The sequence below is a fragment of the Aeromonas sp. s8 genome (genome assembly GCF_040907785.1).
GTDB classification, from domain to species: domain Bacteria; phylum Pseudomonadota; class Gammaproteobacteria; order Enterobacterales; family Aeromonadaceae; genus Aeromonas; species Aeromonas veronii.
The window spans coordinates 17,620-41,723 of sequence record NZ_JBFOCL010000028.1; the positions used below are offsets into that span (position 1 = coordinate 17,620).

22 protein-coding genes and 2 tRNA genes are annotated in these 24,104 nt (G+C 60.8%); 14 read left to right on the top strand and 10 right to left on the bottom strand.

Translation table 11 applies throughout. From position 1 onward, the window contains the following. Window positions 1-314: 314 nt before the first annotated feature. A complete protein-coding gene (locus AB5Y86_RS09140) occupies window positions 315-3,752 on the bottom strand; it encodes an ATP-binding protein (protein WP_368192665.1) in 3,438 nt (1,145 codons plus the stop codon). 249 nt (window positions 3,753-4,001) lie between these two features. Between AB5Y86_RS09140 and AB5Y86_RS09145 the strand changes: the two genes are divergently transcribed. Beyond that, window positions 4,002-4,077, top strand: a tRNA-Gly gene (locus AB5Y86_RS09145). A 57-nt stretch (window positions 4,078-4,134) separates the two neighbouring features. Further along, window positions 4,135-4,208, top strand: a tRNA-Cys gene (locus tag AB5Y86_RS09150). A 48-nt stretch (window positions 4,209-4,256) separates the two neighbouring features. On the opposite strand, the gene AB5Y86_RS09155 is transcribed toward AB5Y86_RS09150, so the two are convergent. Further along, window positions 4,257-4,550 carry a hypothetical protein gene (locus AB5Y86_RS09155; RefSeq protein WP_005347702.1) on the bottom strand — a complete coding sequence of 98 codons (294 nt, stop codon included), beginning with the start codon at window positions 4,548-4,550 and terminating at the stop codon, window positions 4,257-4,259. Between the two features lie 212 nt (window positions 4,551-4,762). Between AB5Y86_RS09155 and AB5Y86_RS09160 the strand changes: the two genes are divergently transcribed. From AB5Y86_RS09160 to AB5Y86_RS09205, 10 genes are all read left to right on the top strand, one after another. Then, window positions 4,763-4,963 carry a YbfA family protein gene (locus AB5Y86_RS09160; protein ID WP_005334863.1) on the top strand — a complete coding sequence of 67 codons (201 nt, stop codon included), beginning with the start codon at window positions 4,763-4,765 and terminating at the stop codon, window positions 4,961-4,963. Further along, window positions 4,941-5,246, top strand: a complete 306-nt coding sequence (locus AB5Y86_RS09165; protein WP_368192666.1) for a hypothetical protein — start codon at window positions 4,941-4,943, stop codon at window positions 5,244-5,246. Before AB5Y86_RS09160 ends, AB5Y86_RS09165 begins: the two co-directional genes overlap by 23 nt. A 153-nt stretch (window positions 5,247-5,399) precedes the next feature. Further along, the gene (locus AB5Y86_RS09170; protein ID WP_005334862.1) at window positions 5,400-5,663 is read left to right on the top strand and encodes a DUF2282 domain-containing protein; all 264 of its coding nucleotides are present in this window, start codon (window positions 5,400-5,402) and stop codon (window positions 5,661-5,663) included. A gap of 72 nt (window positions 5,664-5,735) precedes the next feature. Continuing rightward, the gene (locus AB5Y86_RS09175) at window positions 5,736-6,584 is read left to right on the top strand and encodes a DUF692 domain-containing protein (protein WP_368192667.1); all 849 of its coding nucleotides are present in this window, start codon (window positions 5,736-5,738) and stop codon (window positions 6,582-6,584) included. Continuing rightward, a complete protein-coding gene (locus tag AB5Y86_RS09180; protein ID WP_368192669.1) occupies window positions 6,577-7,329 on the top strand; it encodes a putative DNA-binding domain-containing protein in 753 nt (250 codons plus the stop codon). The genes AB5Y86_RS09175 and AB5Y86_RS09180 overlap by 8 nt, the downstream gene beginning before the upstream one ends. Next, complete coding sequence (locus AB5Y86_RS09185) at window positions 7,326-7,769, top strand: DoxX family protein (protein WP_144715920.1); 444 nt, start codon at window positions 7,326-7,328, stop codon at window positions 7,767-7,769. The genes AB5Y86_RS09180 and AB5Y86_RS09185 overlap by 4 nt, the downstream gene beginning before the upstream one ends. 97 nt (window positions 7,770-7,866) lie before the next feature. Continuing rightward, window positions 7,867-8,346 carry a GNAT family N-acetyltransferase gene (locus AB5Y86_RS09190; RefSeq protein ID WP_144715921.1) on the top strand — a complete coding sequence of 160 codons (480 nt, stop codon included), beginning with the start codon at window positions 7,867-7,869 and terminating at the stop codon, window positions 8,344-8,346. A 90-nt stretch (window positions 8,347-8,436) separates the two neighbouring features. Continuing rightward, the gene (locus AB5Y86_RS09195) at window positions 8,437-9,738 is read left to right on the top strand and encodes a methyl-accepting chemotaxis protein (protein ID WP_368192671.1); all 1,302 of its coding nucleotides are present in this window, start codon (window positions 8,437-8,439) and stop codon (window positions 9,736-9,738) included. Window positions 9,739-9,918: 180 nt separating this feature from the next. Next, a complete protein-coding gene (locus AB5Y86_RS09200) occupies window positions 9,919-10,473 on the top strand; it encodes a DUF3332 domain-containing protein (protein WP_075114839.1) in 555 nt (184 codons plus the stop codon). Window positions 10,474-10,560: 87 nt separating this feature from the next. Beyond that, complete coding sequence (locus AB5Y86_RS09205; protein ID WP_368192673.1) at window positions 10,561-11,934, top strand: HD-GYP domain-containing protein; 1,374 nt, start codon at window positions 10,561-10,563, stop codon at window positions 11,932-11,934. Between the two features lie 77 nt (window positions 11,935-12,011). Here the strand turns inward: AB5Y86_RS09205 and AB5Y86_RS09210 are convergent, their stop codons facing one another. The 6 genes from AB5Y86_RS09210 to AB5Y86_RS09235 all read right to left on the bottom strand — a co-directional run bounded on the left by AB5Y86_RS09210 (window position 12,012) and on the right by AB5Y86_RS09235 (window position 17,915). Further along, window positions 12,012-13,070 (bottom strand): FUSC family protein, encoded by a 1,059-nt coding sequence (locus tag AB5Y86_RS09210; RefSeq protein ID WP_368192675.1) that lies wholly within the window; start codon window positions 13,068-13,070, stop codon window positions 12,012-12,014. 62 nt (window positions 13,071-13,132) lie between these two features. After that, a complete protein-coding gene (locus tag AB5Y86_RS09215) occupies window positions 13,133-14,896 on the bottom strand; it encodes a bifunctional molybdopterin-guanine dinucleotide biosynthesis adaptor protein MobB/molybdopterin molybdotransferase MoeA (RefSeq protein WP_368192677.1) in 1,764 nt (587 codons plus the stop codon). Next, entirely contained in the window at window positions 14,893-15,537 is a 645-nt protein-coding gene (mobA, locus tag AB5Y86_RS09220; protein WP_368192679.1) for a molybdenum cofactor guanylyltransferase MobA, read from the bottom strand. Before mobA ends, AB5Y86_RS09215 begins: the two co-directional genes overlap by 4 nt. Next, a complete protein-coding gene (locus tag AB5Y86_RS09225; protein ID WP_005362120.1) occupies window positions 15,509-16,204 on the bottom strand; it encodes an energy-coupling factor ABC transporter ATP-binding protein in 696 nt (231 codons plus the stop codon). The genes mobA and AB5Y86_RS09225 overlap by 29 nt, the downstream gene beginning before the upstream one ends. A gap of 34 nt (window positions 16,205-16,238) precedes the next feature. Then, window positions 16,239-16,946 carry an ABC transporter permease gene (locus AB5Y86_RS09230; protein ID WP_182969491.1) on the bottom strand — a complete coding sequence of 236 codons (708 nt, stop codon included), beginning with the start codon at window positions 16,944-16,946 and terminating at the stop codon, window positions 16,239-16,241. A gap of 126 nt (window positions 16,947-17,072) precedes the next feature. Further along, window positions 17,073-17,915, bottom strand: a complete 843-nt coding sequence (locus AB5Y86_RS09235) for a substrate-binding domain-containing protein (protein WP_368192681.1) — start codon at window positions 17,913-17,915, stop codon at window positions 17,073-17,075. 255 nt (window positions 17,916-18,170) lie between these two features. Between AB5Y86_RS09235 and AB5Y86_RS09240 the strand changes: the two genes are divergently transcribed. Together AB5Y86_RS09240 and AB5Y86_RS09245 are read left to right on the top strand one after the other, a co-directional pair. After that, the gene (locus AB5Y86_RS09240) at window positions 18,171-19,526 is read left to right on the top strand and encodes a sigma-54 dependent transcriptional regulator (RefSeq protein ID WP_064339669.1); all 1,356 of its coding nucleotides are present in this window, start codon (window positions 18,171-18,173) and stop codon (window positions 19,524-19,526) included. 25 nt (window positions 19,527-19,551) lie between these two features. Beyond that, the gene (locus AB5Y86_RS09245; RefSeq protein WP_323930960.1) at window positions 19,552-21,654 is read left to right on the top strand and encodes a cache domain-containing protein; all 2,103 of its coding nucleotides are present in this window, start codon (window positions 19,552-19,554) and stop codon (window positions 21,652-21,654) included. An 80-nt stretch (window positions 21,655-21,734) separates the two neighbouring features. Here the strand turns inward: AB5Y86_RS09245 and AB5Y86_RS09250 are convergent, their stop codons facing one another. Together AB5Y86_RS09250 and AB5Y86_RS09255 are read right to left on the bottom strand one after the other, a co-directional pair. Continuing rightward, window positions 21,735-22,601, bottom strand: coding sequence for a helix-turn-helix transcriptional regulator (locus tag AB5Y86_RS09250; protein ID WP_013723539.1), 867 nt, complete (start codon window positions 22,599-22,601; stop codon window positions 21,735-21,737). 15 nt (window positions 22,602-22,616) lie between these two features. Beyond that, entirely contained in the window at window positions 22,617-23,474 is an 858-nt protein-coding gene (locus AB5Y86_RS09255) for a formate dehydrogenase accessory sulfurtransferase FdhD (RefSeq protein ID WP_139730745.1), read from the bottom strand. Window positions 23,475-24,104: the final 630 nt, after the last annotated feature.

The following is a 24,104-nucleotide window of genomic DNA, read 5'->3' on the forward strand; positions in this document are numbered from 1 at the left end:
GTGTCTAACCTTTGTCGTTCTGTTTTCCAACGCCCTAAGCAAACCAGAATTAACAGGAAAACAACAACTATTGATTTCGTTGTTTTCGTAAAAATTGACGGTGTTACGTCAATCTCGTCAAAATCGATTTTTATCTTTTTAAAATCATAACGTTGCGTTATTTGTTTTCGCGTAAAAAGTGGCTGTGTAAATGGCGTATATGACAAATTTGTGAATTGGATCTGCTCTCGGTTTCGGGGTTGTGCGGGGCTTTGTTTTGCATAAAAAGAAACCAGATTGCCAATTGTGATCCGGCGCCCGTTTAGGGCGCCGTGTCATGGCTTGCGGTTGGCGAGCTGACGCAGGGTCTGGGCGCTGTGCTGCAACTGCTGGCGCTGGTGGTCATTGAGCGGGCAGTGGCCCAGCACATACTCGGTGGTGGCCACGACCGTCTTCCAGCGTGGCGACTTGGGCAGGGTGTCCAGACTCAGGTATTTGTCGAGGGTGCGGGTCTGCGGGCTGGATCTGTCCATATAGACCCGCCACAGCTTGCTCTTCTCTGCCAGCACGATTTTGCCCTTGCCGGTCCCCTGCTGCCAGGCATCCAGGGTTAGCTGCATGGTCTCTACCAGCGCCCGGCGCAGCGGCTCGTCATCCTGCTGGCGAATGAGGTCGTCGGCCAGCGAACGGAACTCGCCACCCAGGCGGCTCAGCTCGCCCAGCAGCTGTTCATCTTCGATGATGGCTTGCCGCGAGAGGTTCTTGAGGGCGTTCTCCAGCGCCATTACCCGGTTCTCATCCTGACGCAGCTCGGTACTCAGAGTGAGGGCGAAAGCGGCCTGTCCTCCGAGCGCGATGGGCAGGGCACGGGCGTTGAGCACATCTTTTTGCCCGGCCACCAAAAATTCCAGATTGTGTTCCCGCTCGCTGGCAAGGTCGGGCCACTGCTGTTGCAGCGGGGTGGCTAGCCATTCATTGAGGGACTGCCCCTCCATGGCTTCCGGCTCCTGTCCCAGCAGGCGCGCCAGCACCCGGGAGGCAAACAGCACTGTGCCCTGCTCGTCGATAAAGATCATCGGGTCGGCCCCTTCTCCGAGCAGGGCCAGCAGCCGCTGCTGATCCTGATGCAGCCGATCCTGCAGGGTGAGGCGATGTTCGATCTCCTGCTTCAAGAGCCGGTTTTCCACCAGTGAGGCGCGTCCGGCCTTGGCCTCGAGCAGTGCCTTGACCCGGGCAAACAGCTCCTCCTTGCAGAAGGGTTTGACCAGATAGTCGTTGGCACCGGCCCCGAAGCCCTCCTCGATATCCTTGGGTTGGTTAAGGGCTGTGAGCAGCAGCACCGGCAGCTTCTCTTTGGGATGATGCTCCCGGAGCCGGCGGCAGACATCGAAGCCGGAGAGGGTCGGCATCATTACATCGAGCAGGATGAGATCCACCGGCTCCTGGGTGAGCTTGGCCAACGCATCGTGGCCATCGCTGCTGGGCAGAATGCGATAGCCGCAGGGCTGCAAGAGGTGACGCAGGATGTGCAGATTGATGGGCTCGTCATCCACCACCAGGATGAGGGGGGCACCTTCGGGCGGGGGAGGCAGATCCTCGCTCTCCCAGTCGGGCAGGATGAGCGGCTGCTGGCGCACCAGTTGCAGCTCTATCTGACGGCTGCCCTGAGTCAGCGGGGCGCTCTTGCCAGTCGCGAGCGGCAGGGTGAAGGCAAAGGTGGAGCCGACGCTTGGCTCGCTCTGCACACTCAGCTCGCCACCCATCAAGTGCACCAGCTGGCGAGTGATGGAGAGGCCAAGGCCGGCCCCCTGCTTGCTTACCTCCGGGCTCATCTGCACAAGCGGCTCGAAGATATGCTCCAGATGATCGGGGGCGATGCCGATGCCGGTATCCGTGACCTTGATGCGCAGGAAGTTGTTCTCGACGATGGCACTGAGCACCACCTTGCCCTGCGGCGTGTACTTGATGGCGTTGCCCACCAGGTTGTAAAGCACCTGTTCGAGCCGCTGCTCGTCGGCCAGCACCGGCGGCAGTTCGGCCGGGCTGATATCCACCAGAGTGAGGGGTTTGGCCTGCACCAGATGCTGGCAGAGGTCCAGCACCAGCCGGATAACCCCCTTGGATGAGACGGGCTGGGAGTGGATCTCCAGCTGGCCGTAGCGCATCTGATGGTAGTCCAGCAGATCGTCCACCAGACGGGCCAGGCCATCGGCGCTCTTGATGATGAGACCGAGCTGCTTTTGCTGCCCTTCGGTCAAATCCTGCTGGCTGGCGAGCATGGACTCGGCCATCCCCTTGATGCCGTGAATGGGGGTACGCAGCTCGTGGGAGGTGTTGGCCAGCAGTTCATCCTTGAGCTTGTCCGCCTGCTGCAGGCTGAGGTTCTGCTTGTGGGTCAGCTTGACCTGCTGTTGCAGCTCCTGGGTCTGCTGTTCGATCAGTTCGATCTTGTCCTTCACCGAGCGCTGCATATGGCGAAACGCTTCGGCCAGCCGGTCGATATCATCGCCGGTGCGCTCGATGGCGATGGGGTGATCCAGCGCGCCGTCGGCCACCTGCTCGGCTGCTTCGGTCAGGGAGCGCAGCGGCGCCGTGATGGAGTGGGAGAGCCAGCGGGAGAAGAGGATCAGCAGCAGCACCGAGCCTGCACCCAGCACAATCACCAGAGTTTCCAGCTGGCGGATGGGGGCATAGGCTTCCCGAGTGGAGATCTCGGCGATAAAGGCCCACTCGGTATCGAAAACCTTCACCTGGGTGTAGGCGGCCAGCACCTCGTCATCCTGATAGGAGTGGAACAGCCCGACCCCCTGCTCGCCGGAGAGCGTCTTGGTGATGAGGGGCGTTTGCAGTGGACGGAAGTTGGGGCTGAAGCTGTTCTCGACGCTGAACTCCGGAGCCAGCCAGGCATCGGCGCGCATCCGCTTGTCAGGGCCGATCAGGATGGTCTCGCCGGTCTCGCCCAGCCCCTCCCGCTCCGCCATGATCTGGTTGAGCTTGTCCGGCAGCAGCTCGAAAATCACCACACCGCGCACATAGTCGTACTGCATCACGGGGGCTGCCATGTAGGCGACCACCTGCCCGGTCAGCTCGTTGCGGCCAAAATCGGTGAACTCGAAGATCTGCTGCGGCTTCTGGCCACCATCAAGGCGGCGTTTGATCTTGGCGAAGGTCTGGCCCAAGCCGCTGCCCTGATAAGGTCCTGAGAGCAGATTGGTGGCAAAGTTAGGGTGCTTGGTGACCGAATAGACCACATCACCGTTGAGGTCCACCAGAAAGATGTCGCTGTAGTTGGACTTGCGCACCATGTCGGCATAGCCGCGATGAAAGCGCTGGTGCACCCGGCCATACATCTCGTCGGCGAGGATAAGCGCCGTGATGGAGGGTTCGATCTCTACTTGGCTGTCCGGTTTGCGCAGTTGATCCCAGGAACCGGGCAGATAGCGGGCCTGGGCGCGGCTGCGGGCCTCCTGCGGTGTGGTGCCCAACTTCTCGAAGGCGCCGGTAAAGCCATAGAAACGGCCGATACTGTTGCCGGCAAAATCCTGCTGGGAGAAGTTGATGATCTGCTCTTTGAGGTTGTTGAAGTAATCCTCGAGCTGACTCTTCTTGATATTACGAACGGAGACCAGATGGTTGGAGGTCTGGGTGGTGAGATCCTTGCCGTGGCTGTATAGGAAGAAGAGGGTGATGACCAAAAAGGGCACCATGCCCAACATGAAAAAAGCCAGCATTAACTGCGGCCTGAGCCCACGAAGCGTGAAGATCCATTTCATCTTGTGATTTTCAATTGAGAATCCGGTTATTAAGCCGCTCAAGTCTCGAACGAAAGCGTAATCATTTCAACGACTTTATCCCAAATTCGCTTGGTGGGTCACAGCTGGCTGGAGAAAAATGCAGCAAGGCGTTTAAACCCTGAGCAAACAGTCTGCATCAGGGCTTAAATTGCGAAAAAGGGGTTGTGCTGGCGCTCGTGGTACGTATAATGCGCCTCGTTGTCAGGCAACTGGCACGAAAGCAGTAACGCGGGAATAGCTCAGTTGGTAGAGCACGACCTTGCCAAGGTCGGGGTCGCGAGTTCGAGTCTCGTTTCCCGCTCCAATTTTCCATCACACCAACGATGGAACTCACTTTCAAGACAATCAGTCTTGTCAGCATGGCGCGTTAGCAAAGCGGTTATGCAGCGGATTGCAAATCCGTTTAGTCCGGTTCGACTCCGGAACGTGCCTCCATCTTTTCTCTGTTTATCTCAATCATCACTCTTCGAGTCTGATCCTTGGTCAGTATCCTTGCTGTACCAGTAACTGTTCGCAGCCAGCCTGTTTCCACTCGCGCTCGAGATAGTGGCTCACATCCGCCATGTTTTGCCCCCGATATTGAAACTGCACCTCGGCACTGTGCTGGTTGAGATCCGCAATCCGTTGCTTCAGTGTGCCGCATTGCCACAGGCTGACGGTGGGCACGCCCCGTTCGGCCAGCACGATGGCATCCTCCCGATTCAGTTGCCACTCCTCCAGTTGTGCCCGTGTCAGGGCAACCATCAGCACCAGCAGTGCCACTTCCGGCAGTTTCATGCGTGTCTCCCTACTGCATGTTTTTCCCCTGATAACTGTGGCAAAGCGCACGATTTTCGCAAGTTTGTTAACTGTTGGTTAATGACGTAACCCGTTTTCAGTATTTCCAGTTTTTCACCATTTTTTTATAAAAAAATGCGTTGGTGATGTAGTAATCCTACATGGAGTGGGGTAATCTTTGCTCAGTGGTCTTACCAGTAAGGAGTTACATCATGTTTCATCCCTTTTCCCTGACTCAGATTATTCTTCGTCGCATTTATGTATTGCTGGTGGGCATTCTGGCTTTCCCCGTGATGCTGTTTCGCAGCGATCGTGCCCGCTTCTACAGCTATCTGCACCGGATCTGGAACAAAACCAGCACCAAACCGGTGTGGCTCAAAATGAGCGAGCGTGGCGAGCGGATCTTCTACTAAACCCCATTCGCACCATGTGCAAAAAGAGACAGCCAAAGCTGTCTCTTTTTTTATCTGCTTGCCGCAACTCCTGGCTCCCAACCCCCCCCCCCGCTTGTTGATTTATTGTTTCTTGCAAGTTGCATCCAGCCCTGCCTGTTGGCGGGGCTTTTTTATGTCTGACGCATCTCTTTTGATGGTGGTTGTGAAGAAGATTAACGGAGTGAAAGCACCATATGGCACTTTTCTTGTTCATAAACGGGTGGTCGGCAATAAATTTTTAATGAAGAAATTGCTGTTTTAAATCAATGTCTTGTTTTTTTGGCTTTGGGTTGTTTAACTCTTTTTGTGTTTTTTTTGAAAGGGAATATCCCGTTTGCCGGTTCTATTGCAGGTACCCGGTTGCGACAAATCGGGGATATCAGCAACATCCAACGACATCAAAAGGAACATGAACATGAATGTTAAAAAAAGCACTGCTATCGCCTCCGCCATGACCGGTCTGCTGGCGCTGGGCGCCCAATTTATCGCGGCGCCAGCCATGGCTGCCGATGAAAAGGAGAAGTGCTACGGCGTGGTCAAGGCCAGCAAGAATGACTGTGCGACCAAGAGCAGCTCCTGCGCCGGTACTGCCAAGGAAGATGCTCAGGGTGATGCCTTTGTGGTGATGCCCAAAGGGCTGTGCGAGAAGCTGGTCGGCGGTTCGCTGCAACCCAAGTAAGAGACATCGGGCAGGGGATGGTCAACGGGTCGCCCCCTGCATCTTCTCTGATTGGCGAAAGCGAGTCTTGCGATGAACCCTTTGATTGGTATCGGATTACGCACTCCCCATTACGATGAGATCCGGCAAACCCTGCCGGCAGTCGGTTGGCTGGAGGTGCATAGTGAAAATTACTTCGAACGGCACAGCCAGGGTTTTCAGGTGCTCGCCGAACTGGCGCAGCACTACCCCGTCAGTCTTCACGGCGTTGGCATGTCCCTCGGTTCTGCCGACCCGCTCGATCCGCACCATCTGCAGCAGTTGTCGACACTGGCCGCGGCGATCAAACCTGTACGGATCTCCGAACATCTCAGCTGGGGCAGCATTGGCGGGCGTTACTTCAACGATCTGCTGCCGGTGCCCTATACCCGAGCCTCCCTGCGCAACATGAGCGACAAGATCCAGCAGGTACAACAGACCCTGGGTTGCCGCATGTTGATTGAAAATCCCTCCTCCTATCTGCAACTGCCCGGGGAGATGAGCGAGTGGGAATTTCTGGCCGAGCTGCAGCAGCGCAGCGAGTGCGGCATCCTGCTCGACCTCAACAATCTCTATGTCAGTGCCTTCAATCACGGTTTCTCTTGCGATGAGTATCTGGCGGCGATCGATCTCGCCACCGTCGGGGAGATCCATCTGGCCGGTTATACCGAGAAGCAGCTGCCGGAAGGCTCCCTCTATATCGATACCCACAGCGCCCCTGTGGTGGAGCCGGTCTGGGAACTCTATCGCCAGATCTGCCGCAAGCAGGCCATTCCCACCCTGATTGAGTGGGACCTCGAGATCCCGCCGCTGCCGGTCTTGCTGGCAGAGGCGGCGCAGGCCAGCGCCATTCTGGATGAGGCGCGCGCCATGAGTGCGCCACGGGAGGTGGCCCATGGCTGAACTGGCACAGCTGCAACAGCACTTTGCCGAGGGTCTGCTGGGGGCGCCTGACGCCATTTCCCCTCACATCAGCTCCCGGCTCTTTTCTGCCGAATCGGTGCTGCAGGTTTATCGCAACCACTTCATCCTGAGCCTTGGCGAGGTGCTGGCGAGCAGTTATCCCGCCGTCAAGGCTATGGTCGGGGATGACTTTTTTGCAGCGGCGGCCCGTGGCTTCGTATTGGCCGAGCCCCTCAGGGAAGGGTGCGTCATGCACTATGGTGCCGGATTTGGCCAATGGTTGGCCCGCTTGCCGACTACAACCGGGCTGCCCTGGCTGGAGGCGCTGGCGCAGTTCGAATGGCAGCTTGAGCGTGCCAGTCTGCTGCCGCTGGAATCACGCTGCTGGCCAGCCGAGCGTCTGGCCGCATTATCGCCGCAACAATGGGAGCGGCTGCGGCTGTTGCCAGCTACGGATCTGCTGCTGGTTGCCAGCGATTATCCGGTGCTGGCCCTGTGGCAGATGGCGCTGCACGGTGGTGAAGAGGTGGAGGTGCTTGATGCCCCCGTCTGGTTGGCATTGAAGAAACAGCCGGATTGCCGGGTTGCCCCCTTGCCCCTGACGGCTGGTGAGTGGGCGCTGCTACAGGGTTGTCTCGCTGGTACGGCGCTGGTCGATCTGCTGGCGGCCGACCCTGCGGCCAGTGAACATCTCACTCGCCTGATAACCCTTGGTCTGCTGGTGGATATGGAGGTAATGCCATGATGGCAAACAAATGGCTGGCGCTGGCCAGCTCGAGTGGTGATTTGCCGCGCTGGAGCAGCGCTGGTGTGCTGTTGCTGGCGCGGCTTTGGGTCGCCTCGGTTTTTTTCACTTCAGGCTGGCTCAAGCTCACAGCGTGGGATTCCACCCTCTATCTGTTTGAATCCGAGTATCAGGTGCCCCTGCTGCCCTGGTTGTGGGCTGCCTATCTGGGGACGGCGACCGAGTTGTTGCTGCCGCTTTTCCTGCTGGCGGGGCTTTTTACTCGCCCGGCTGCCTTGCTGCTGTTTGGCTTCAATATCATGGCGGTGATCTCCTATCCGACCCTCTGGGCGGGCGGCTTTTACGATCACCAGCTGTGGGGCTGGATGCTGCTGACTCTGACCATCTGGGGCGGCGGTGTGCTGAGCCTGGATTATTGGCTGACTCGTCGCAGCCATTGATTTATCAGTGATTTCCCCAATGACAAAGAGCGCCACAAGGCGCTCTTTGTCATAATGACGGCCGGCGAAATTTCCCATGAGAGAAAAGGAGCAGCCAATGATCATTCGTCAGGCAAGGGCCGCAGATATTCCCGCACTGGTGGCGCTGCGCATGGAGCTGTTTTGTGAGGTCGGTGAGCTGGTGACGCCGCAGGCAGACCCGGCCTTGTGGCAGGCCACCCTTGACTACTTTACCCGGGCGATGAGTGAAGAGAGCGCTTTATCATGGCTGGCTGAGGCCGATACGCAAGAGGGCGGCAAACAGATCGTGGCAGCAGGGACGCTGGCATTGTTTGTACGGCCCCCCTATCCCGGCAATTTGACGGGGGTGGAGGGGTACCTGCTCAACATGTATACGCGGTCACAATGGCGCCAGCAGGGGATCGCCACGGCGCTGCTCGATGCCATAACGGCCTTCGCCAGAGCGCGTCAGCTGGGCAAGGTGTGGCTCCATGCCAGCGAGCAGGGGCGCCCTCTCTATGAGCGGATCGGCTTTGTCGCCAATCCGGCCTATCTGGAGTGGGACCTGGCACCTTAATCGATAGGCCCCGTTATCTCTATGGTTTCTCGTCTAAAGTTCATGCAGATGTGACGTAGTTGTAACCAGGTAACAGAGGGGCAGGGCAAGATGTTCAACTTCAAACTCAAAGCGGAATTACAAGCGTGTCAAATGCAGTTGGCCCAGGCCCAGGCATTTATTGATGCAGTAAAAGTCGGTGTCGCTACCATCAGTTTCACTCCAAGCGGCGAGGTCCTCGAGGCGAACCCGCTGTTTCTGAGTGTGGTGGGCTATAGCGAGCAGGAGGTGATTGGTAAACACCACCGGATTTTTTGTGATGCCCACTACGTCCAGTCATCCTCCTACGCCCAGTTTTGGGAACAGCTGCGTCAGGGGCATAGCCACAGTGGCACTTACCAACGCTTTGATAAACAGGGTCGGGAGTTGTGGCTGGAGGCGACCTACTTCCCGGTCAAGCTTGACGGCAAGGTGGTCAGGGTGGTCAAGATTGCCTCCGATATTACCGAGAGTTATCAGCAGTTGAGTCGTCAGAAAGCGATCATCTCGGCACTCGATCGGGCGCTTGCCATTATCGAGTTCACCCCCAAGGGGGAGATTGTGACGGCCAATCAGAATTTCCTCTCCTGTGTCGGTTACTCCCTTTCGCAGCTCAAGGGGCAGCATCACAGGCTGTTTTGCGATGAGAGCTTCTATCGCGAGCAACCCCACTTCTGGGACGATCTGGCCCACGGCCAGCTCAAATCCGGGCTGTTCAGTCGCCGTGACAGCCACGGCAACGAGATCTGGCTGGAGGCTACCTACAACCCCATCAAGGATGAGAGCGGCAAGGTGGTCAAGGTGATCAAGTTTGCCAGTGAGGTGACAGAGCGGATCAAACGCGCCCAGGCAGTGAGCGAGGCGGCCAACATAGCCCAGACCATTTCGCAGGAGACCACCCGCTTTGCTGCGACAGGTTCTGAACTGTTGACTGCATCGGTCACTATTTCCAGCGCAATTTCTGAACAGGTGAGTCGCACTTCCGGCCTGATTGGCCAGCTCAATGAGCAGTCGAAAAGCATTGAAGCTATCGTCTCGACCATCAGCAGTATTGCCGAGCAGACCAATCTGCTGGCCCTTAACGCAGCCATCGAGGCCGCCCGGGCTGGCGATCAGGGGCGCGGCTTTGCGGTGGTGGCCGACGAGGTACGTCAGCTGGCTGCGCGCACCTCCCTCTCGACCGGCGAGATCGCCAGCGTGGTTCAGAAAAACCGCGAACTGACGGCCCAGATCACCGGCAACATCAATGAGGTGGCCACCAGTGCCCAGCGTGGCAAGGAGCAGATCGGCGAGGTGAGTGGCGTGATGTCACAGATCGAGCAGGGCGCCATCAATGTGACCGAGACAGTCTCCAATCTGGCCATCGGCTCCTGACGGTTATTGGTTGTTGAACGAGGCGCCGAATGGATGATTATTCCATCGGCGCTTATTTATTGCTCACTTGGTACGCCAATCTGAACTCTTCCTGTATCACCCCGCCATTGTGAATTGTCCTCTTCTGGCCCCTTGATTAGGCTTGCCGCCTCATTTATTTCAGAGCAGGAACAGAACACGATGGCATTACAACAGAAGGGGCGGGCAATGGCCCTGCTGGTTATGGTCGCGAGCATGGGGCTGGGCGGCTGTATGGGGCAGATGGGGCTTTCCGGCATGGTGACCAAGGGCAACCTGAGCGTGGTGGATAACCGCTACGCTCGTGCCGGGGTCTTTATGCTGCTCTCCCCTGTCTACGGTCTGGCCGCGACCGCTGACCTGTTCGTCTTCAATACCATCGAGTTCTGGTCTGGCAAAAACCCCATCACCGGCAAATCTCCGGCAGTGGTAGACATGAAAGCCGATCCGGTGATCAAGGTGAACCAGCATCTGGATCCGGCCCTCAAGACGGTGCCGTTGGCCATGCTGCCACAAGGGGTGCGTGAGGTGGAGATCAGCTACCCGGACGAGCATACCGCCCAGATGGAGGTGCACTATCTGGATGGTCGCCGCAGCATGATGCGTGGCGAGAAGCGTGGCGAGCTGATGGATATCTACTTCGATGGCCGCTTTGTATCTACCCTGAGCCGCGCAGAGCTGGAAGAGCGGGCGAATCAGGGGAAGGCTGCTGCCTAAATTCAACTGAATCCAGATCGATCCAGCTTCAGATGGGGTATACCTAATCTGCTGGCAAAATCGCCATGATGTCTAAGGGAGTAGACTATGACGGTGAATGGATTGCGATTAGCGGAGTTGATTGGTTCCCTCAGTCATGCGCTCGATATGACCGAGGGGCAACCAAGAGGACACTGCATTCGCTGCTGCTGGATAGGTTCCCGTCTAGGGGAGCGGCTGGGACTGGACGCCCGGCTGCGCCATGATCTCTACTACACGCTCCTGCTCAAGGATCTTGGGTGCAGCAGCAATGCTGCCCGCATCTGCGAGCTCTATCTCACCGACGATCTTCACTTCAAACGCGATTTCAAACTGGTAGATGGCTCCCTCTCCGAGGTAGTCAACTTCGTGCTGGGCCATACCGGCCTGCAGGCGGATCTGCTGGGACGTTTTCGCAGCCTGTTTCATATCTTTCGCAACGGCGACCAGATTGCCAACGAACTGATCCAGACCCGCTGTCATCGGGGGGCGGATATCGCTCGCCAGCTCCGTTTCAGTGATGATGTAGCCAATGGCATCCTCTCCCTTGATGAACACTGGAATGGCAAAGGTCGCCCCCTGCAACTGGCTGGCGAGGCGATCCCGCTCTTCTCGCGCATTGCTCTGCTCTGTCAGGTGGTGGATGTGTTTCACGCAGCCGCAGGCCCGGATGCAGCGCTCAAGGAGCTGCGCGAGCGCAGCGGCAGCTGGTTTGATCCGGCGCTGGTTCGGGAATTTGAAGCGCTGGCCGACGAGGAGTTCTGGCAAGGGCTGGCTGATCCCCGACTGACCGAGTGGGTGCTGGTCCACCCGGCCGGGCAGGGGGAGGTGGCGCTGGATGAAGATTATCTGGACGAAATCGCGGCGGCCTTCGGGCAGGTGGTGGACTCCAAAAGTCCCTACACCGCGGGTCACAGCGGCAGGGTGGCGCTCTATACCGACATTCTTGCCACCCAGATGGGCTTGTCCGAGTCGCGTCGACGCTGGCTCAAGCGGGGCGCCTTGCTCCATGATGTGGGCAAGCTCGGGGTGAGCAACGCCATTCTCGACAAGCCGGGCAAGCTCGATGCGCAGGAGTGGGCGGCGGTGCAGATGCATGCCGCCTATACCGAGGAGATCCTGAGCCGTATCGGCGCCTTCGAGGAGCTGGCACAAGTGGCGGGCGCCCACCATGAGCGACTCGATGGCAAGGGCTACCCCAAGGGACTTAAGGGGGACGAGATTACCCTTGAGACGCGCATCATCACCACAGCCGACATCTTCGATGCCATCACCGCCAAGCGCCCCTATCGCGGCGCCATCCCTGTGCCGCAGGCGCTGGAGATGATGGCGGAGAATCTGGGCACCGCAATAGACCCCGACTGTTTTGCCGCCCTGCAGGCGGGCATTCAGGATTTCTCCCTCTACCTCACCACCGAGCAGCCGCTGGCCAATGCCAGTTAAGATTTGCTGCCTTCATGGCCTAAACGGCCAGTCAGACAGCAAAACGCCCCGCAACAGCGGGGCGTTTTGCATTGGGTCTAGTCCGGCTGCTTGCGATGGGGCGGGGTGAGGATCAGCCCCAGCAGGCGGCGCAGGTGGGTGAGCTGTTCGGTCAGCTGGACGTTGAGCCAGAGGTAACCATTGATGGCTGCCTCTGCGTTGGGCGGCAGCGATACCTGGGTCGCCACCTCGTGCAGGCGGGCGATGGCGGCATCGGCCCCGCGACCGTCGCCGGTTAGCATCATCAGGGCAAGCTGGTTGATCGCCTCCTCGGTGGCCAGATGGCAGGCTTGCAGCGCAGCCGTGCTCTGCATCAGGAAGTGGCTCTCCCGATCGTTCCAGTAGGTGTTGGCCAGCATCTCAAGAGTGCAGAGGGTGTTGCGCATGGTGACCTGCACCGCATCAAACAGGGCGACGCTGTGGCGCGTCTCCTTGGCCGCCGGGGCCAGCAGGGCCCGCAGTTTGCCGGTTTGGGCCAGCAGTTGGGAGAGATTGTGCTTGAGGCGCGGGCGCTCCAGCACATTGGGGGAGAGGTGGGTGTGATAGAGCCGCCCCGACTGCTGCAGGATCTGGTGCAGTTGCAGCCGCCAGTGGCTGTAGGCCCGCTGGGGATAGATGCTGCAAAAGAGCAGTGCCAGCAGGGAGCCCAGGATCACGTCGGCACTGCGCCACAGCGCCGTCTCTATATCCCCCGGCATGGCCCCCATGGTAACCCCCAGGGTGATGCCGATCAGCAACCCCACATAGGGGCGCTTGCCGAGGGCCAGATAGCCGCAGAGAAACATGATGCATCCGCACCAGATCAGGGTGAGTGGCAGGGAGTAGATCTCGAGATAAAGTGCCACTACCCCGCAACTGGCGCCGAAGATGGTGCCCACCACCCGCTGCAGGGCGCGGGAGAGCACATTGCCCCAAAACGAGATGGGGCCCATCACCACCACCAAGGTTATCAGCGGCCAGGTGCTCTCCGGCAGTTTCAGTTCGCGGGTCAGCAGAAAGGTGAGCATAAAGGCGAGCGCAATGCGCAGGCCATGGACGATCCGGTAGCGGCCATAGACCAGCAGATCGAGTCGGGAGAGGGGGGCATCAAGACGCACGGTCTGCCTCCTGTCAGGTGGGGGATGGGGCGCCGTGCATCCGGCCGACGCCCCGTCGGGATTTAGGCCAGTCGTCCCTGCAGGGGATGGATCCAGACCCGCTCGCCAACGGCGATCCCGGGTTGATCCGGTACGATTTCAATCAGGCAGTTGGCATCGGCCATGGAGCTGAGAATACCCGAGCCCTGCGGCCCCGTGGTACGCACCCGCAGCTGGCCGTTACGGTCCTGATGAAAGATGCCGCGCAGAAACTCGGTGCGTCCCGGGCGGCTCTTCATCTTCTCGTCTGCCAGTGCCGAGAGGCGCAGCGGCTGCCACCGCTTGCCTTGCAAGCGGGCGATGGCGGGCTCGACAAACTGCAGCACGCAGATCATCGCCGCCACCGGATTGCCCGGCAGGCCGAAGAAGGGGGTCTGCCCCAGCTTGCCAAAGGCGAGCGGGCGGCCCGGCCGCATCTGGATGCGCCAGAAATCGATCTGGCCGAGCTCCGCCAGCACCAGCTTGATAAAGTCGGCATTGCCCACCGAGACCCCGCCCGAGCTCAGCACCAGATCGGCGCTGGCGGCGGCCTGCTCCAGTTGCTGGCGCAGAATGGTCTTGTCATCGGGAATGATGCCAAGGTCCATCACCTCGCAACCGGCGGCGCGAATAAGGGCCATCAGGGTGAAGCGGTTGCTGTCGAAGATATGGCCGGGGGTGAGCTGCTCGCCCGGGGCCTGCACCTCGTCACCGGTACTGAACAGCGCCACTTTCAGCGGGGTGCGCACAGTGAGACTGGCTTGACCGAGCGACGCTGCCAGCCCCAGCTGGGGGGCGCCAAGCCAGGTACCGGCCGGGATGGCGACCGCACCTTTGGCGAGATCTTCGCCGGCGAGGCGCACATTCTGCCCTGCGCGAATGGGGGCGGTGACGGTGACCCACTCACCTTCAATCAGCGTCTCTTCCCGCATCACCACGGTATCGACACCGGGGGGCAGCGGGGCACCGGTCATGATCTGCACCGCCTGACCGGCCAGCACAGGCTCGTGGCGCTGCTGGCCCGCCAGTACTTCCCCCACCAGTTGCCAGCGACCGGCGGCGAGATCGTCGCTGCGAAGGCCAATGCCATCCATCGCCGAGTTGGCGTGGGGGGGCACATTGATGGGGCTTATCAGATCGGCGGCCAGCACGGCGCCGTGGCACTGGGCCAGCGGTTTGTCGCTGCAGGCCGTGCTCGGGGTGAGGGCCGCCAGAATGGCATTGCGGGCCGCCTCTACCGAGAGAAAGCCCTTGCCCGCCTCCGGCTCCTTGCTCTGGCAGCCGTCAAGCCAGCTGCAGACGAAGTCGGCGATAGCCGCCAGATCGTTGATATCGAGTCGGGGCAGGCTTGTCTGCTGTTGTTCGCCACTCTGTTGGGGCTGATCGCTGGCCAGCGCGATGATGTCGCCGTCTTCGGGGAAGAGCAGCGGCTTGCCAATCTCGGCGCGGTGCAGCTCGATTTTCGGGAAGTGTTCGTGCTTGAACCCCTCGACCAGCAGCAGATCGAGCTCTGTTTGATCGAAGCTTGCCAGCAGCTGGCGAAAGTCCGCTTCGGCCAGCTCGGTTTCAATGATACGAGCGTGGCGACAGCGGGAAGCCACCATCATCTGCTGGGCACCTGCCTTGCGCAGGCGGTAGCTGTCCTTGCCCGGCTGGTCGATATCAAAGTCGTGGTGGGCGTGCTTGAGCACCCCGATGCGCAGGCCGCGATCCACCAGCAGGGGGATCAACTGCTCCAGCAAGGTGGTCTTGCCGGTGCCGCTCCAGGCGGCGAAGCCGAGCAGGGGAAGAGTGGGGGCCGGGGTCATGAGGTGACTCCTTGTTGGGGGTCGATAGCCGGGGCAAGCAGACGGGCCTCGTAGGCGGCTAGCTCGTCCGGGCTATTGAGATTGATAAAGGCATCCGGCTGATCGGCAAAGCTCACCACCGCCATATGGTGGCGGGCAAACCAGATATCGATTTTGCGCTCCCCCTCTGCCAGTGCGGCGGTGAGGGAGGGGAGCAGGGATTTGTGCAGCAGGGCGACCACGGGTTGCAACCAGTCGCCGTCGTGGGCCACTACCAGCTTGGTCTGTGGGGTCAGGGCGGCGCGAAAGCGGCTCATCAGATCCAGCGGCAGGGCGGGGCCGTCGCAGGGGACAAACAGCACCCAGTCATGACGGGCGGCGGCAAGGCCAGCCTGCATGCCCGCCAGCGGGCCGAGATAGTCGTTGTTGTCATCGCTGATGACCGGGGCCAGCGCCTGATAGCGGGCCTGACTGCGGTTGGCATTGATCAGCACCTCATCCACCTGGGGGCGCAGGCGCGCCAAAACATGGTCGATAAGAGGGCGTCCCGCCAGTGCTACCCATCCCTTGTCTTCGCCCCCCATCCGGGTGGCGCGGCCTCCTGCCAGGATCACTGCTGATACGGCAACGGGATCAGAGTGGCTGTCGCTTTTTGAAGTCATGTCGCTCGATGATTTTTAAAGGGGTCGTCTCTTGCAGCTGGCCACGGGCGAGGGTCCATTGCCGCTCGCACAGGTCGGTCAGGGCGTTGCTCTGGTGGCTGATGACGACCAGGCCGCTGCCATGTTCCCGCAGATCTTGCGCCAATGCGGCCATCAGGGCAACCGAATGTGTGTCCAGATTGGCGGTGGGCTCATCCATCAGCAGAAAGGCTGGTTGCAGTGCCCAGGCGCGGGCCATCGCCAGCCGTTGCCGTTCGCCACCCGAGAGAATGCTGATGTGCTCCCGCGCCAGTCCCTCAAGCTCGACCCGGCGCAGCGCCTCGAACACCCGGATCTCGCTGCCGAGCTGTTTATCGAGCGCCCAGGCGACGTTGTCGTGCACCGTGCGATCGAACAGATAGGGGGTCTGGTGCAGATAGGTGACCCGGCCCGGCCCCAGATCCCGCTTGAGCAACCGGTTGAGCCGCTGTTGCCAGCGCCCCGGCAGATTGGTGTGGCCGCGGGTGGGTGCCAGCAGCCCCGCCAGGATTTTGAGCAGAGTGGTTTTGCCCACCCCGTTGGCTCCATGCAGCCAGATGGCATCCCCCGGTGCGATGGCGAGCCGGTCAATCTCGAACAGTTGGCGCTCGCCAAAGCGCATCGTTAGCTGGTGGGCGGTCAGGGCCATGGGGTACTCCTGTTGATACACAGTGGGGGCATGGTCAGTTCTTCAGATAGCTGTGGCCGCGACAGGCCGTCAGCAGCAGGTTGAGCAAGAGGGCGAGGGTGAGCAGCACTATGCCGAGCGCCACCCCCTGGGTGAAGGCCCCTTTCTGGGTCTCCAGCGCGATGGCGGTGGGGATATTGCGGGTGAAGTGCAGGATATTGCCCCCCACCATCATGGAGCAGCCCACCTCGGTGACGATGCGGCTGAAGGCGCCGATGATGGCGGCCAGCAGGCCAAAGCGGCACTCGTGCATCAGGCCGATCAGCGCCTTGGGCCAGGAGACCCCCAGGGTCAGGGCGGTTTCCCAGGCACGCCGGTCACTCTGGACAAACGCCGCGTGAGCCATGGTGGCGATCACCGGAAAGGCGATCAGCATCTGCCCCACCACCATGGCCTGCTGGGTAAAGAGCAGCTTCCAGTCGCCAAAGGGGCCAGCCCGTGACAGCAGCATATAGAGCAAGAGGCCAATCACCACGGTCGGCACCGATTGCAGGGTATTGATGCAGGAGAGCCAGAGCCAGAGCCAGCGGCCGGGCAGCGGCAGATAGGCCAGCGCAAAGCCCAGCAGCAAGGCGGGCAGCAGCACCAGCAGCAGGGCGATGCAGGAGACGGAGAAGGAGACCCCCACCACCTGCCACAGTTCGGTGTCACCACTGAACAGCAGGGCGAGGGCCGCTAATGTCGTGTCGATCAATGTCGGCATCAGACCTCTCTCTCATAGTGCAGGGCGAGGGCCGCCAACGTAGTATCGAGCAGGGTCGGCATCAGGCACCTCCCTCAGTGAACCGGGGGAGGGCCATTAACGTTATCGCAGGGGTCAGGGTTGCCATTATTTCCCGTTGGCATCCGCTACGAACAGCGCCTGACCGGCTACCTTGAAGTCGCCGATCAGCTTCTGGCCATGCTCGGAGACCAGCCAGTTCTTCAGGGTGCGGGCCCCTTCGGTGTTGAGATCCGGGTAGCGCTTGGGGTTGACCAGGATCACCTGATAGGGGTTGAACAGGCGCTTGTCACCCTCCAGCAGTACGGCGAGATCCAGCTTGCTCTGGTAGGCGAGCCAGGTGCCGCGGTCGGTCAGGGTGTAGGCACCGAGCTCCGAGGCCATGGTCAGGGTCGGCCCCATCCCCTGGCCGATGGATTTGTAACCGGCAAACTCGGGTTTGACGTCTGCGGCTTGCCACAGGGTCTTCTCCTTGATGTGGGTACCGGACTCGTCACCGCGGGAGATAAAGGTCTGGCCCTGCGCCTTGATGGCCAGCAGCCCCTTGGCCGCGTCGTGCAGCTTGGCCAGACCCGCCGGGTCTTTGGCCGGGCCGACGATAACGAAGTCGTTGTACATCAGGTGTACCGGCTCGATGCCAAAGCCCGCATCGACGAACTTCTTCTCGGCAGAGGGGGCGTGGGTCATCACCAGATCCGCGTCGCCATTCTCACCCATCTTCAGGCTCTGGCCGGTACCGGCCGCCATCACCTGCACCGGATAACCGGTCTCCTTGGTGAACTGGGGCAGCAACCAGCCCAGCAGACCGGACTGCTCGGTGCTGGTGGTGGTGGCGAGGCGGATCGGCGCTTTTGTGGCATTAGTATCCGCTTCGGCATGGGCAGCACCGGCGATCAGCAGGCTGGCGGCGAGGGAGAGGGCAAAACGTTTGAGGTTGGTTTTTATCGTCATCGTGATGCAACTTTTTTCAGGGTGGATGAGGAGAGGGCAAGAGTAAGCAAGCAGGGTGCCAAACTGTTCCTTTGCCGCTGCATTCACGGTTTGCCTTTTAAAAACAGAAGCTTATTAGAATCAATTAGGTGAGCTTGTTATCGCTTTTAATAATTGGTGTTGGTGCTTTTGATACGGTAAGGACAAAATGTCCCACTAAGGTTCCGGTTATCGGGACATTCACCGACCGTACGTGCATCCGAGGTACTTTTTTCCATGACACTCCCTCCCAGCCGCTGGTCTGCCCTCTCCCTGCTTATCGTTGACGATGAGCCCGGCATGCGCAGCTTTCTGGCCAAGGCGCTGGCCAAGCGTTTTGCCCAGATTGAGACTGCCGCCAGCGTGGAGGAGGCGGAAGCCCTGCGCTGCCGCCTTCACTTTGACCTTATCATCGCCGACATCCGGCTGCCTGGGCGCTCCGGCATCGAGTGGCACGAGGCCATAGACCCCGCTACCCGCCGCAGCGACATCATCTTCATGACCGGTTTTGGCGATATGGAGACCGCCCTCAAGGCGCTGCGCCTCGGCGCCAGCGACTTTATCCTCAAGCCCTTCAACCTCGATCAGATGGTGCAGGCGGTGGACAGAGTCATCGAGCGCCGCCAGATGGAGCGGGAGAACCTGCTGCTGCGCCGGGAGGTGAGCAAGCTGTTCCCGCCCACCCTGATTGGCGACAGTGCCAAGACCCGCGAGCTCAAGACGCTCATCGCCAGAGTGGCCCCCTCCAATGCCGCCGTATTGGTGGAGGGGGAGTCCGGCACCGGTAAGGAGCTGGTGGCCCGCGCCCTGCATCAACTTTCCGGCCGGATGGGGGCCTTTGTGCCCCTCAACTGCGCCTCCATCGCGCCGGAGCTGCTGGAAAGCGAGCTGTTCGGCCACGTGCAGGGTGCCTTTACCGGCGCCCGCAAGGGGCGTGACGGCCTGTTCCGGGTCGCCCATCAGGGCACGCTCTTTTTGGACGAGATCGGCGAGATGCCGCTCGCCATGCAGGCTTCCCTGCTGCGGGCGCTGGAGCAGAAAGCCATCCGCCCGGTGGGGGCCGAGCGCGAATTGGCGGTGGATGTACGCATCGTTGCCGCCACCAACCGCAACCTCAAGGCCGAGGTGGAGGCGGGCCGCTTTCGCGAAGATCTCTTCTATCGCCTCAACGTGGTGGCGCTACCGGTTGCCCCGCTGCGCGAGCGGATCGACGACATCCCCGCGCTGGTCCATCACTTCACTCGCCAGCTCACCGCCGAGATGGGGATGGGCTCCTTAAGCTGGACCCATGAGGACGTGGTGGCGATGCAGGCTTACCCCTGGCCCGGCAACGTGCGGGAACTGCGCAACCTCATCGAGCGCTGCCTGCTGCTGGGCAAGCCCCCGGCGGATTACTGGCAGAGCAGCAAGCCCGCCGAACCGGGCACGAGCGAGGAGGGCTACCCGCTGGCATGGCCGCTGGCGGAGGTGGAGAAGGCCCACATCCTGCAAGTGGTGGCGAGCCATGATGGCAACAAGTCTGCCGCCTCCCGGGTGCTCGGGGTGGCGCGCAAGACGCTGGATCGCAAATTCAAGGAGTGGGCTATCGAATGAGGAAGGCTGACTGGATGGGGTGGCGATGAAACTGACCCTGCTCTCCCGCTGCATGCGCGCCCTGTTGCCCCGTTGCGTGCGCACCAAAGTGCGCTGGCGCCTGCTGCTGCTCACCTCGGTGCCTATCATGCTCACCCTGGTGGGCATGATCGCGCTCACCCTCTACTGGACCCTCACCTACAGCTGGCAAAACCTGCTCACCACGGTGCGCAGCGATCTCGGGGTGGCCCATCACGCCATCACGGTGCAGCAGCAGCGCCAGACCGAGCATCTCGAGCATCTGCGCGATGCCTGGGCCTTTCAGCTGCGGCTGCGGGAATCGCCGGATCAGCTGCATGACTGGGTGATGCCGCTGGCGGCCAACTATGGTCTCGATTTTCTGCGCTTGCGCCGCGGCCCCGAGCTGGATCAGCTGACGGCGCAGGAGCGGGCCGCCCTCACGGCCGGGCGCAGCGTCAGCCACTTCGTGGTCTGGTCGCAGCAGGAGATGCTCGCTCTCTCCCCGCAACTGGCCAAGCGAGCTGTGTTGTGGCAACGGGATGGCACCAGGGTGGTGGAGGACAGGGGGCTGATCAGCTTGTCACTGACGCCGGTGATGGGCCGTGACGGCTCCCTTTGGGCCGTGCTGGAGGGGGGCGAGCTTGTCAACGGCAGCACCCGGCTGGTGGATGAGCTCAAGGGTCAGGTGTTTGCCAAAAACACCCTGCCGGATGGCAGCGTTGGCACCGTCACCCTGTTTCTCGACGATCTGCGGGTGAGCACCAACGTACCGGTCAGCAGTAGCCGTCAGGTGGGTCGGGCGGTGGGCACCCGGGTCTCGCCGCCAGTGCGCGATCAGGTGCTGGGACGGGGGGAGATGTGGGTTGACCGCGCCTTCGTCCACGACGCCTGGTATGTCTCTGGCTACGAGCCGCTGTTGGGAGCCAGGGGCGAGCGGCTCGGCATGCTCTATGTGGGCTTTCTCGAGTGGCCCATCATCCGCACCTATCTCACCAATCTGGTGGAGCTGGGCTCCGGCGTGGTGCTGCTGTTGCTGCTCTCCGGCCTGCTGGTCTATCGCGGCGCGCGGGATCTCTTCTCCCCCATCGAGCGGATGCACAAGGTGGTGCGGCAGGTGCAGGCCGGGGAGTCGGCCCGTATCGGCCCCCTGGCCCTCGACCCTGACCACGAGCTGGCCCAGCTCGGTCGTCAGTTTGACGCCATGCTGGACAGGCAGGAGGCGCACCAGCAGCAGATGGCTCGCAGCGCCGATGAGCTGGAGCAGAAGGTGGCCGAGCGTACCCAAAGCCTTGAGCTCAAGACCGCCGAGCTGGAAGATCATATCCATATGCTGACCGAGGCGCGCCAGCAGCTGCTTATCAGCGAGAAGCTGGCGGCCCTTGGCGAGCTCTCCGCCGGGGTGGCCCACGAGATCAACAACCCGCTGGCGGTGATCCTCGGCAATGTGGAGCTGATGAAGCTGGAGCTGGGGGAGGCGGCCGAGCCGGTCAGCGAGGAGCTGGCACTGGTGCTGGCACAGATCGAGCGCATTCGTGCCATCACCCGCAGCTTGTTGCAATACTCTCGCCCTGGCGATTACGAGACGGCGCCGGTGTGGCAGCACCTCAATCCCATCATCGAGGAGAGCCTGACCCTGGTGCGCTCCGCCCTGCGCCAGCAGCAGGTGGAGCTGGTGGCCGATCTCAGGGCCCAGCAGCCCATCGAGGCGGATCGCCAGCAGTTGTTGCAGGTGCTGATCAACCTCCTGGTCAACGCCAGCCACGCGCTGGGGGAGCAGGGGGAGATCCGGGTCGAGAGCCGCGACTGGGTCGATGAACTGGGTCAGCTGCGCGGGGCCGAGGTGCGGGTGATCGATAACGGCAGCGGCATCGAGGCGGCCATTATCGACAAGATCTTCGACCCCTTCTTCACCACTCGCGCCACCGGCACCGGTCTGGGGCTGGCCCTGAGCCACCGCATCATCAGTCGCTGGGGTGGGGAGCTCTTGGTGGACTCCACCCCGGGGCAGGGGAGCTGCTTTACCGTGCGGCTGCGCAGCCACGCCCTGCTGCCCAGCGGTAGCGAGCCCGCGAAACTGGAAGGGTGGCGCATCGCCCTCAATGCCGAGGGGCGTGAGACAGGCGATTGATCCCGTTATAAAAAGGCCCGTGATAAAAACAGCCCGTCAACATGGTTGACGGGCTGTTTTGTCGGTGGGTGAGTGGTTATTTACTGCGGGCTCCACACCAGCTTGCCGCTCTGGGTCAGGTCATAGCCGCCGAGGCGGGCCGCCAACTCGCGCCCCTCGGGGGATTGCAGCCAGCCGATCAGCTGTTGCAGCAGGGTGCGAAAGAAGACCCCCTGCGGCATCACCAGATCGAAGCACTCCTGCGACAAGGGCATAAAGCCGAGGCCAAACTCGGTGGCGGTGCTCTGGGCGCCGGGCCCGACATCCGCATCGCCGCGGCTGATGGCGGCGGCCAGCTCCCGCTCGCTGTTGACCTCGAGGGTGCGCTCCAACCGGGTCAGCGACTCCCCCTGGGTTTGCAGCCACTCCTGCAGGGCGCGCTGGCTGCCGGCCCCCTCCTGACGCATGGCCCAGCGCCAGTCGAGTGCTTCTTTCGCCTCTTTGGGTTGCAACCCCTGCCGCAGCACCAGTCCCTGCACCCGGCGAAATCCATGAACGATCACCCATTGCCGGTGGCCCTGATACTGCTGCACCAGCGCCGGATGGCGCAGGTGGGCCTCTTCGGCCTGCCCCCAGTGAATGGCGCAGAGATCCACATGGCCGCGCGCCAGCATCGCCAGCCCCTGACGGGTGCCGCACGGGGTGTAGCCCACCAGTGCCTGGGTGCCGAGCTGCTGTGCCAAGCGGCTGCTGGCGTAGTGCAGCAGCACATCGTCCGAGCCTGCCAGCAGCAGCCGGTCGTTCATCACCCCCTCGTGGCAACTGCCGAGCAGCCAGCGGTCGAGCAGGGAGCGGGGAAACAGCCACTTGCCGGTCGCCTTGGTGGCGGGGATGCGCGCCTCGTTGGCGAGCTGGTAGACCTTCTTCTCGTTGAGATCGAGGTATTCCGCCACCTGCTTCACGTTCATAAACTCGTTCATGAGTTAATCCCGCATCCCGCGACCGGCCGGACTGGGCGCCAGCACCGGCGGCTTCTCGTCCAGCACCATATGGTCGTGACCGCTAAAGACCTCGAAGTGGCGCCCCTTGGCGCGGGCAATCATGGTGATGCCGAGCTGGCGGGCGAGATCCAGTCCCATCTGGGTGACGCCGGAGCGCGACAGCAGCACCGGAATGCCCATCTGCGCCACCTTGATCACCATCTCCGAGGTGAGCCGCCCCGTGGTGTAGAAGATCTTGTCGTGGCCAGCCTCGCCGCGCATCCAGAGCTCGCCCGCCAGGGTATCCACCGCATTGTGGCGCCCCACGTCCTCGACAAAGGAGAGGATTTCGCTGCCGCGACAGATGGCGCAGCCATGGACTGCACCGGCCATCTTGTAGGTTTCGTTATGGGCCGACAGGGCTTTCAGCAGGGCGTAGAGGGTGCTCTGTTTAAGCTCAGGCGCCGCCAAGACCACCCCTTCGAGCTTCTTCATCACGCTGCCATACATGGTGCCCTGACCGCAGCCGGAGGTGACCGTCTTCTTCTCCAGCGATTTGTCGAGATCGTCGGCCTGCTGGCTGCTCACCACGGCGGCGGCCTCGCTCTCCCAGTCGACGATCACCGACTCGATGGCCGAAATATCCTCGATAAAACCCTGATTTTTCAGATAACCCAGCACCAGCGCCTCGGGGCGGGCCCCCAGCGTCATCAGGGTTACTATCTCCTTCCAGTTGAGGTAGACCGTCAGTGGCCGCTCGCAGGCGATTTGGCGGGTATTCATTGTGCCCTGCTCATCCATCACCTCGACGGCCATGGTGAGCTGGGCGGCAGCATTGCTTTTGATAAAGGTCGGTGTCATGGGCCCCTCGCGACCGGTTGCCGGGATCTAAGGGGAGGGATACAGCAAGTTTTGTTCCAGATTACTTTTGGTTTAGGTTCTCTTCTTATGGAGTTGAGTAGGTTCGAATAGCAAAGCGTATTCGAACAATCGCGATATTCGTGGCATTGAAATTGTGCGAATTGCGTCGGGTAGTAACACAATGTGTGGCTTTACGGCTATCAAAGGAAAACGGGATGGCAAATTGGCAACGAGCAAGGCAGCCCAGTGTAATTTGGTTCTTTACCGTTAACCTCCTGAAACGGCGCGAAAACCGGTTGCTGGTGACGCAGATCGGTTGCGCCATGTCGTTGCCAAGGTGAAATAGGCTCGCCCTACCTGACTATCTTCATTGAATTCTCTCCTTACCAGAGGGGGAGATTGATTTTCCTCTGCGTTGGCGGTTGATAAAAAGTTACTTCTCTTGTGTCTTGCCACTATAGATTTACGTAGTTAGACCCGGCTGCGACATTGCGAACGGGGTATTTGGCTGCGTAATTATTGGGAGCATTTTATTCGGGCTGAAGAGGATTGCCGTCGCCATATGGATTATGTCCATCGTAATCCACTTAAGCATGGCCATGCAATCCTCTTAATGTTTTTTGTCGCTCT

Excerpts from the sequence above, each read along its gene's own strand:
- AB5Y86_RS09185 (WP_144715920.1), top strand. The coding sequence starts at position 7,326 with ATGATGGCAAACAAATGGCTGGCGCTGGCCAGCTCGAGTGGTGATTTG.
- AB5Y86_RS09245 (WP_323930960.1), top strand. The coding sequence starts at position 19,552 with ATGAAACTGACCCTGCTCTCCCGCTGCATGCGCGCCCTGTTGCCCCGT.
- AB5Y86_RS09200 (WP_075114839.1), top strand. The coding sequence starts at position 9,919 with ATGGCATTACAACAGAAGGGGCGGGCAATGGCCCTGCTGGTTATGGTC.
- AB5Y86_RS09155 (WP_005347702.1), bottom strand. The coding sequence starts at position 4,550 with ATGAAACTGCCGGAAGTGGCACTGCTGGTGCTGATGGTTGCCCTGACA.
- AB5Y86_RS09180 (WP_368192669.1), top strand. The coding sequence starts at position 6,577 with ATGGCTGAACTGGCACAGCTGCAACAGCACTTTGCCGAGGGTCTGCTG.
- mobA (WP_368192679.1), bottom strand. The coding sequence starts at position 15,537 with ATGACTTCAAAAAGCGACAGCCACTCTGATCCCGTTGCCGTATCAGCA.
- AB5Y86_RS09190 (WP_144715921.1), top strand. The coding sequence starts at position 7,867 with ATGATCATTCGTCAGGCAAGGGCCGCAGATATTCCCGCACTGGTGGCG.
- AB5Y86_RS09160 (WP_005334863.1), top strand. The coding sequence starts at position 4,763 with ATGTTTCATCCCTTTTCCCTGACTCAGATTATTCTTCGTCGCATTTAT.
- AB5Y86_RS09235 (WP_368192681.1), bottom strand. The coding sequence starts at position 17,915 with ATGACGATAAAAACCAACCTCAAACGTTTTGCCCTCTCCCTCGCCGCC.
- AB5Y86_RS09230 (WP_182969491.1), bottom strand. The coding sequence starts at position 16,946 with ATGCCGACATTGATCGACACGACATTAGCGGCCCTCGCCCTGCTGTTC.
- AB5Y86_RS09255 (WP_139730745.1), bottom strand. The coding sequence starts at position 23,474 with ATGACACCGACCTTTATCAAAAGCAATGCTGCCGCCCAGCTCACCATG.
- AB5Y86_RS09170 (WP_005334862.1), top strand. The coding sequence starts at position 5,400 with ATGAATGTTAAAAAAAGCACTGCTATCGCCTCCGCCATGACCGGTCTG.
- AB5Y86_RS09250 (WP_013723539.1), bottom strand. The coding sequence starts at position 22,601 with ATGAACGTGAAGCAGGTGGCGGAATACCTCGATCTCAACGAGAAGAAG.
- AB5Y86_RS09225 (WP_005362120.1), bottom strand. The coding sequence starts at position 16,204 with ATGGCCCTGACCGCCCACCAGCTAACGATGCGCTTTGGCGAGCGCCAA.
- AB5Y86_RS09240 (WP_064339669.1), top strand. The coding sequence starts at position 18,171 with ATGACACTCCCTCCCAGCCGCTGGTCTGCCCTCTCCCTGCTTATCGTT.
- AB5Y86_RS09140 (WP_368192665.1), bottom strand. The coding sequence starts at position 3,752 with ATGAAATGGATCTTCACGCTTCGTGGGCTCAGGCCGCAGTTAATGCTG.
- AB5Y86_RS09215 (WP_368192677.1), bottom strand. The coding sequence starts at position 14,896 with ATGACCCCGGCCCCCACTCTTCCCCTGCTCGGCTTCGCCGCCTGGAGC.
- AB5Y86_RS09175 (WP_368192667.1), top strand. The coding sequence starts at position 5,736 with ATGAACCCTTTGATTGGTATCGGATTACGCACTCCCCATTACGATGAG.
- AB5Y86_RS09195 (WP_368192671.1), top strand. The coding sequence starts at position 8,437 with ATGTTCAACTTCAAACTCAAAGCGGAATTACAAGCGTGTCAAATGCAG.
- AB5Y86_RS09205 (WP_368192673.1), top strand. The coding sequence starts at position 10,561 with ATGACGGTGAATGGATTGCGATTAGCGGAGTTGATTGGTTCCCTCAGT.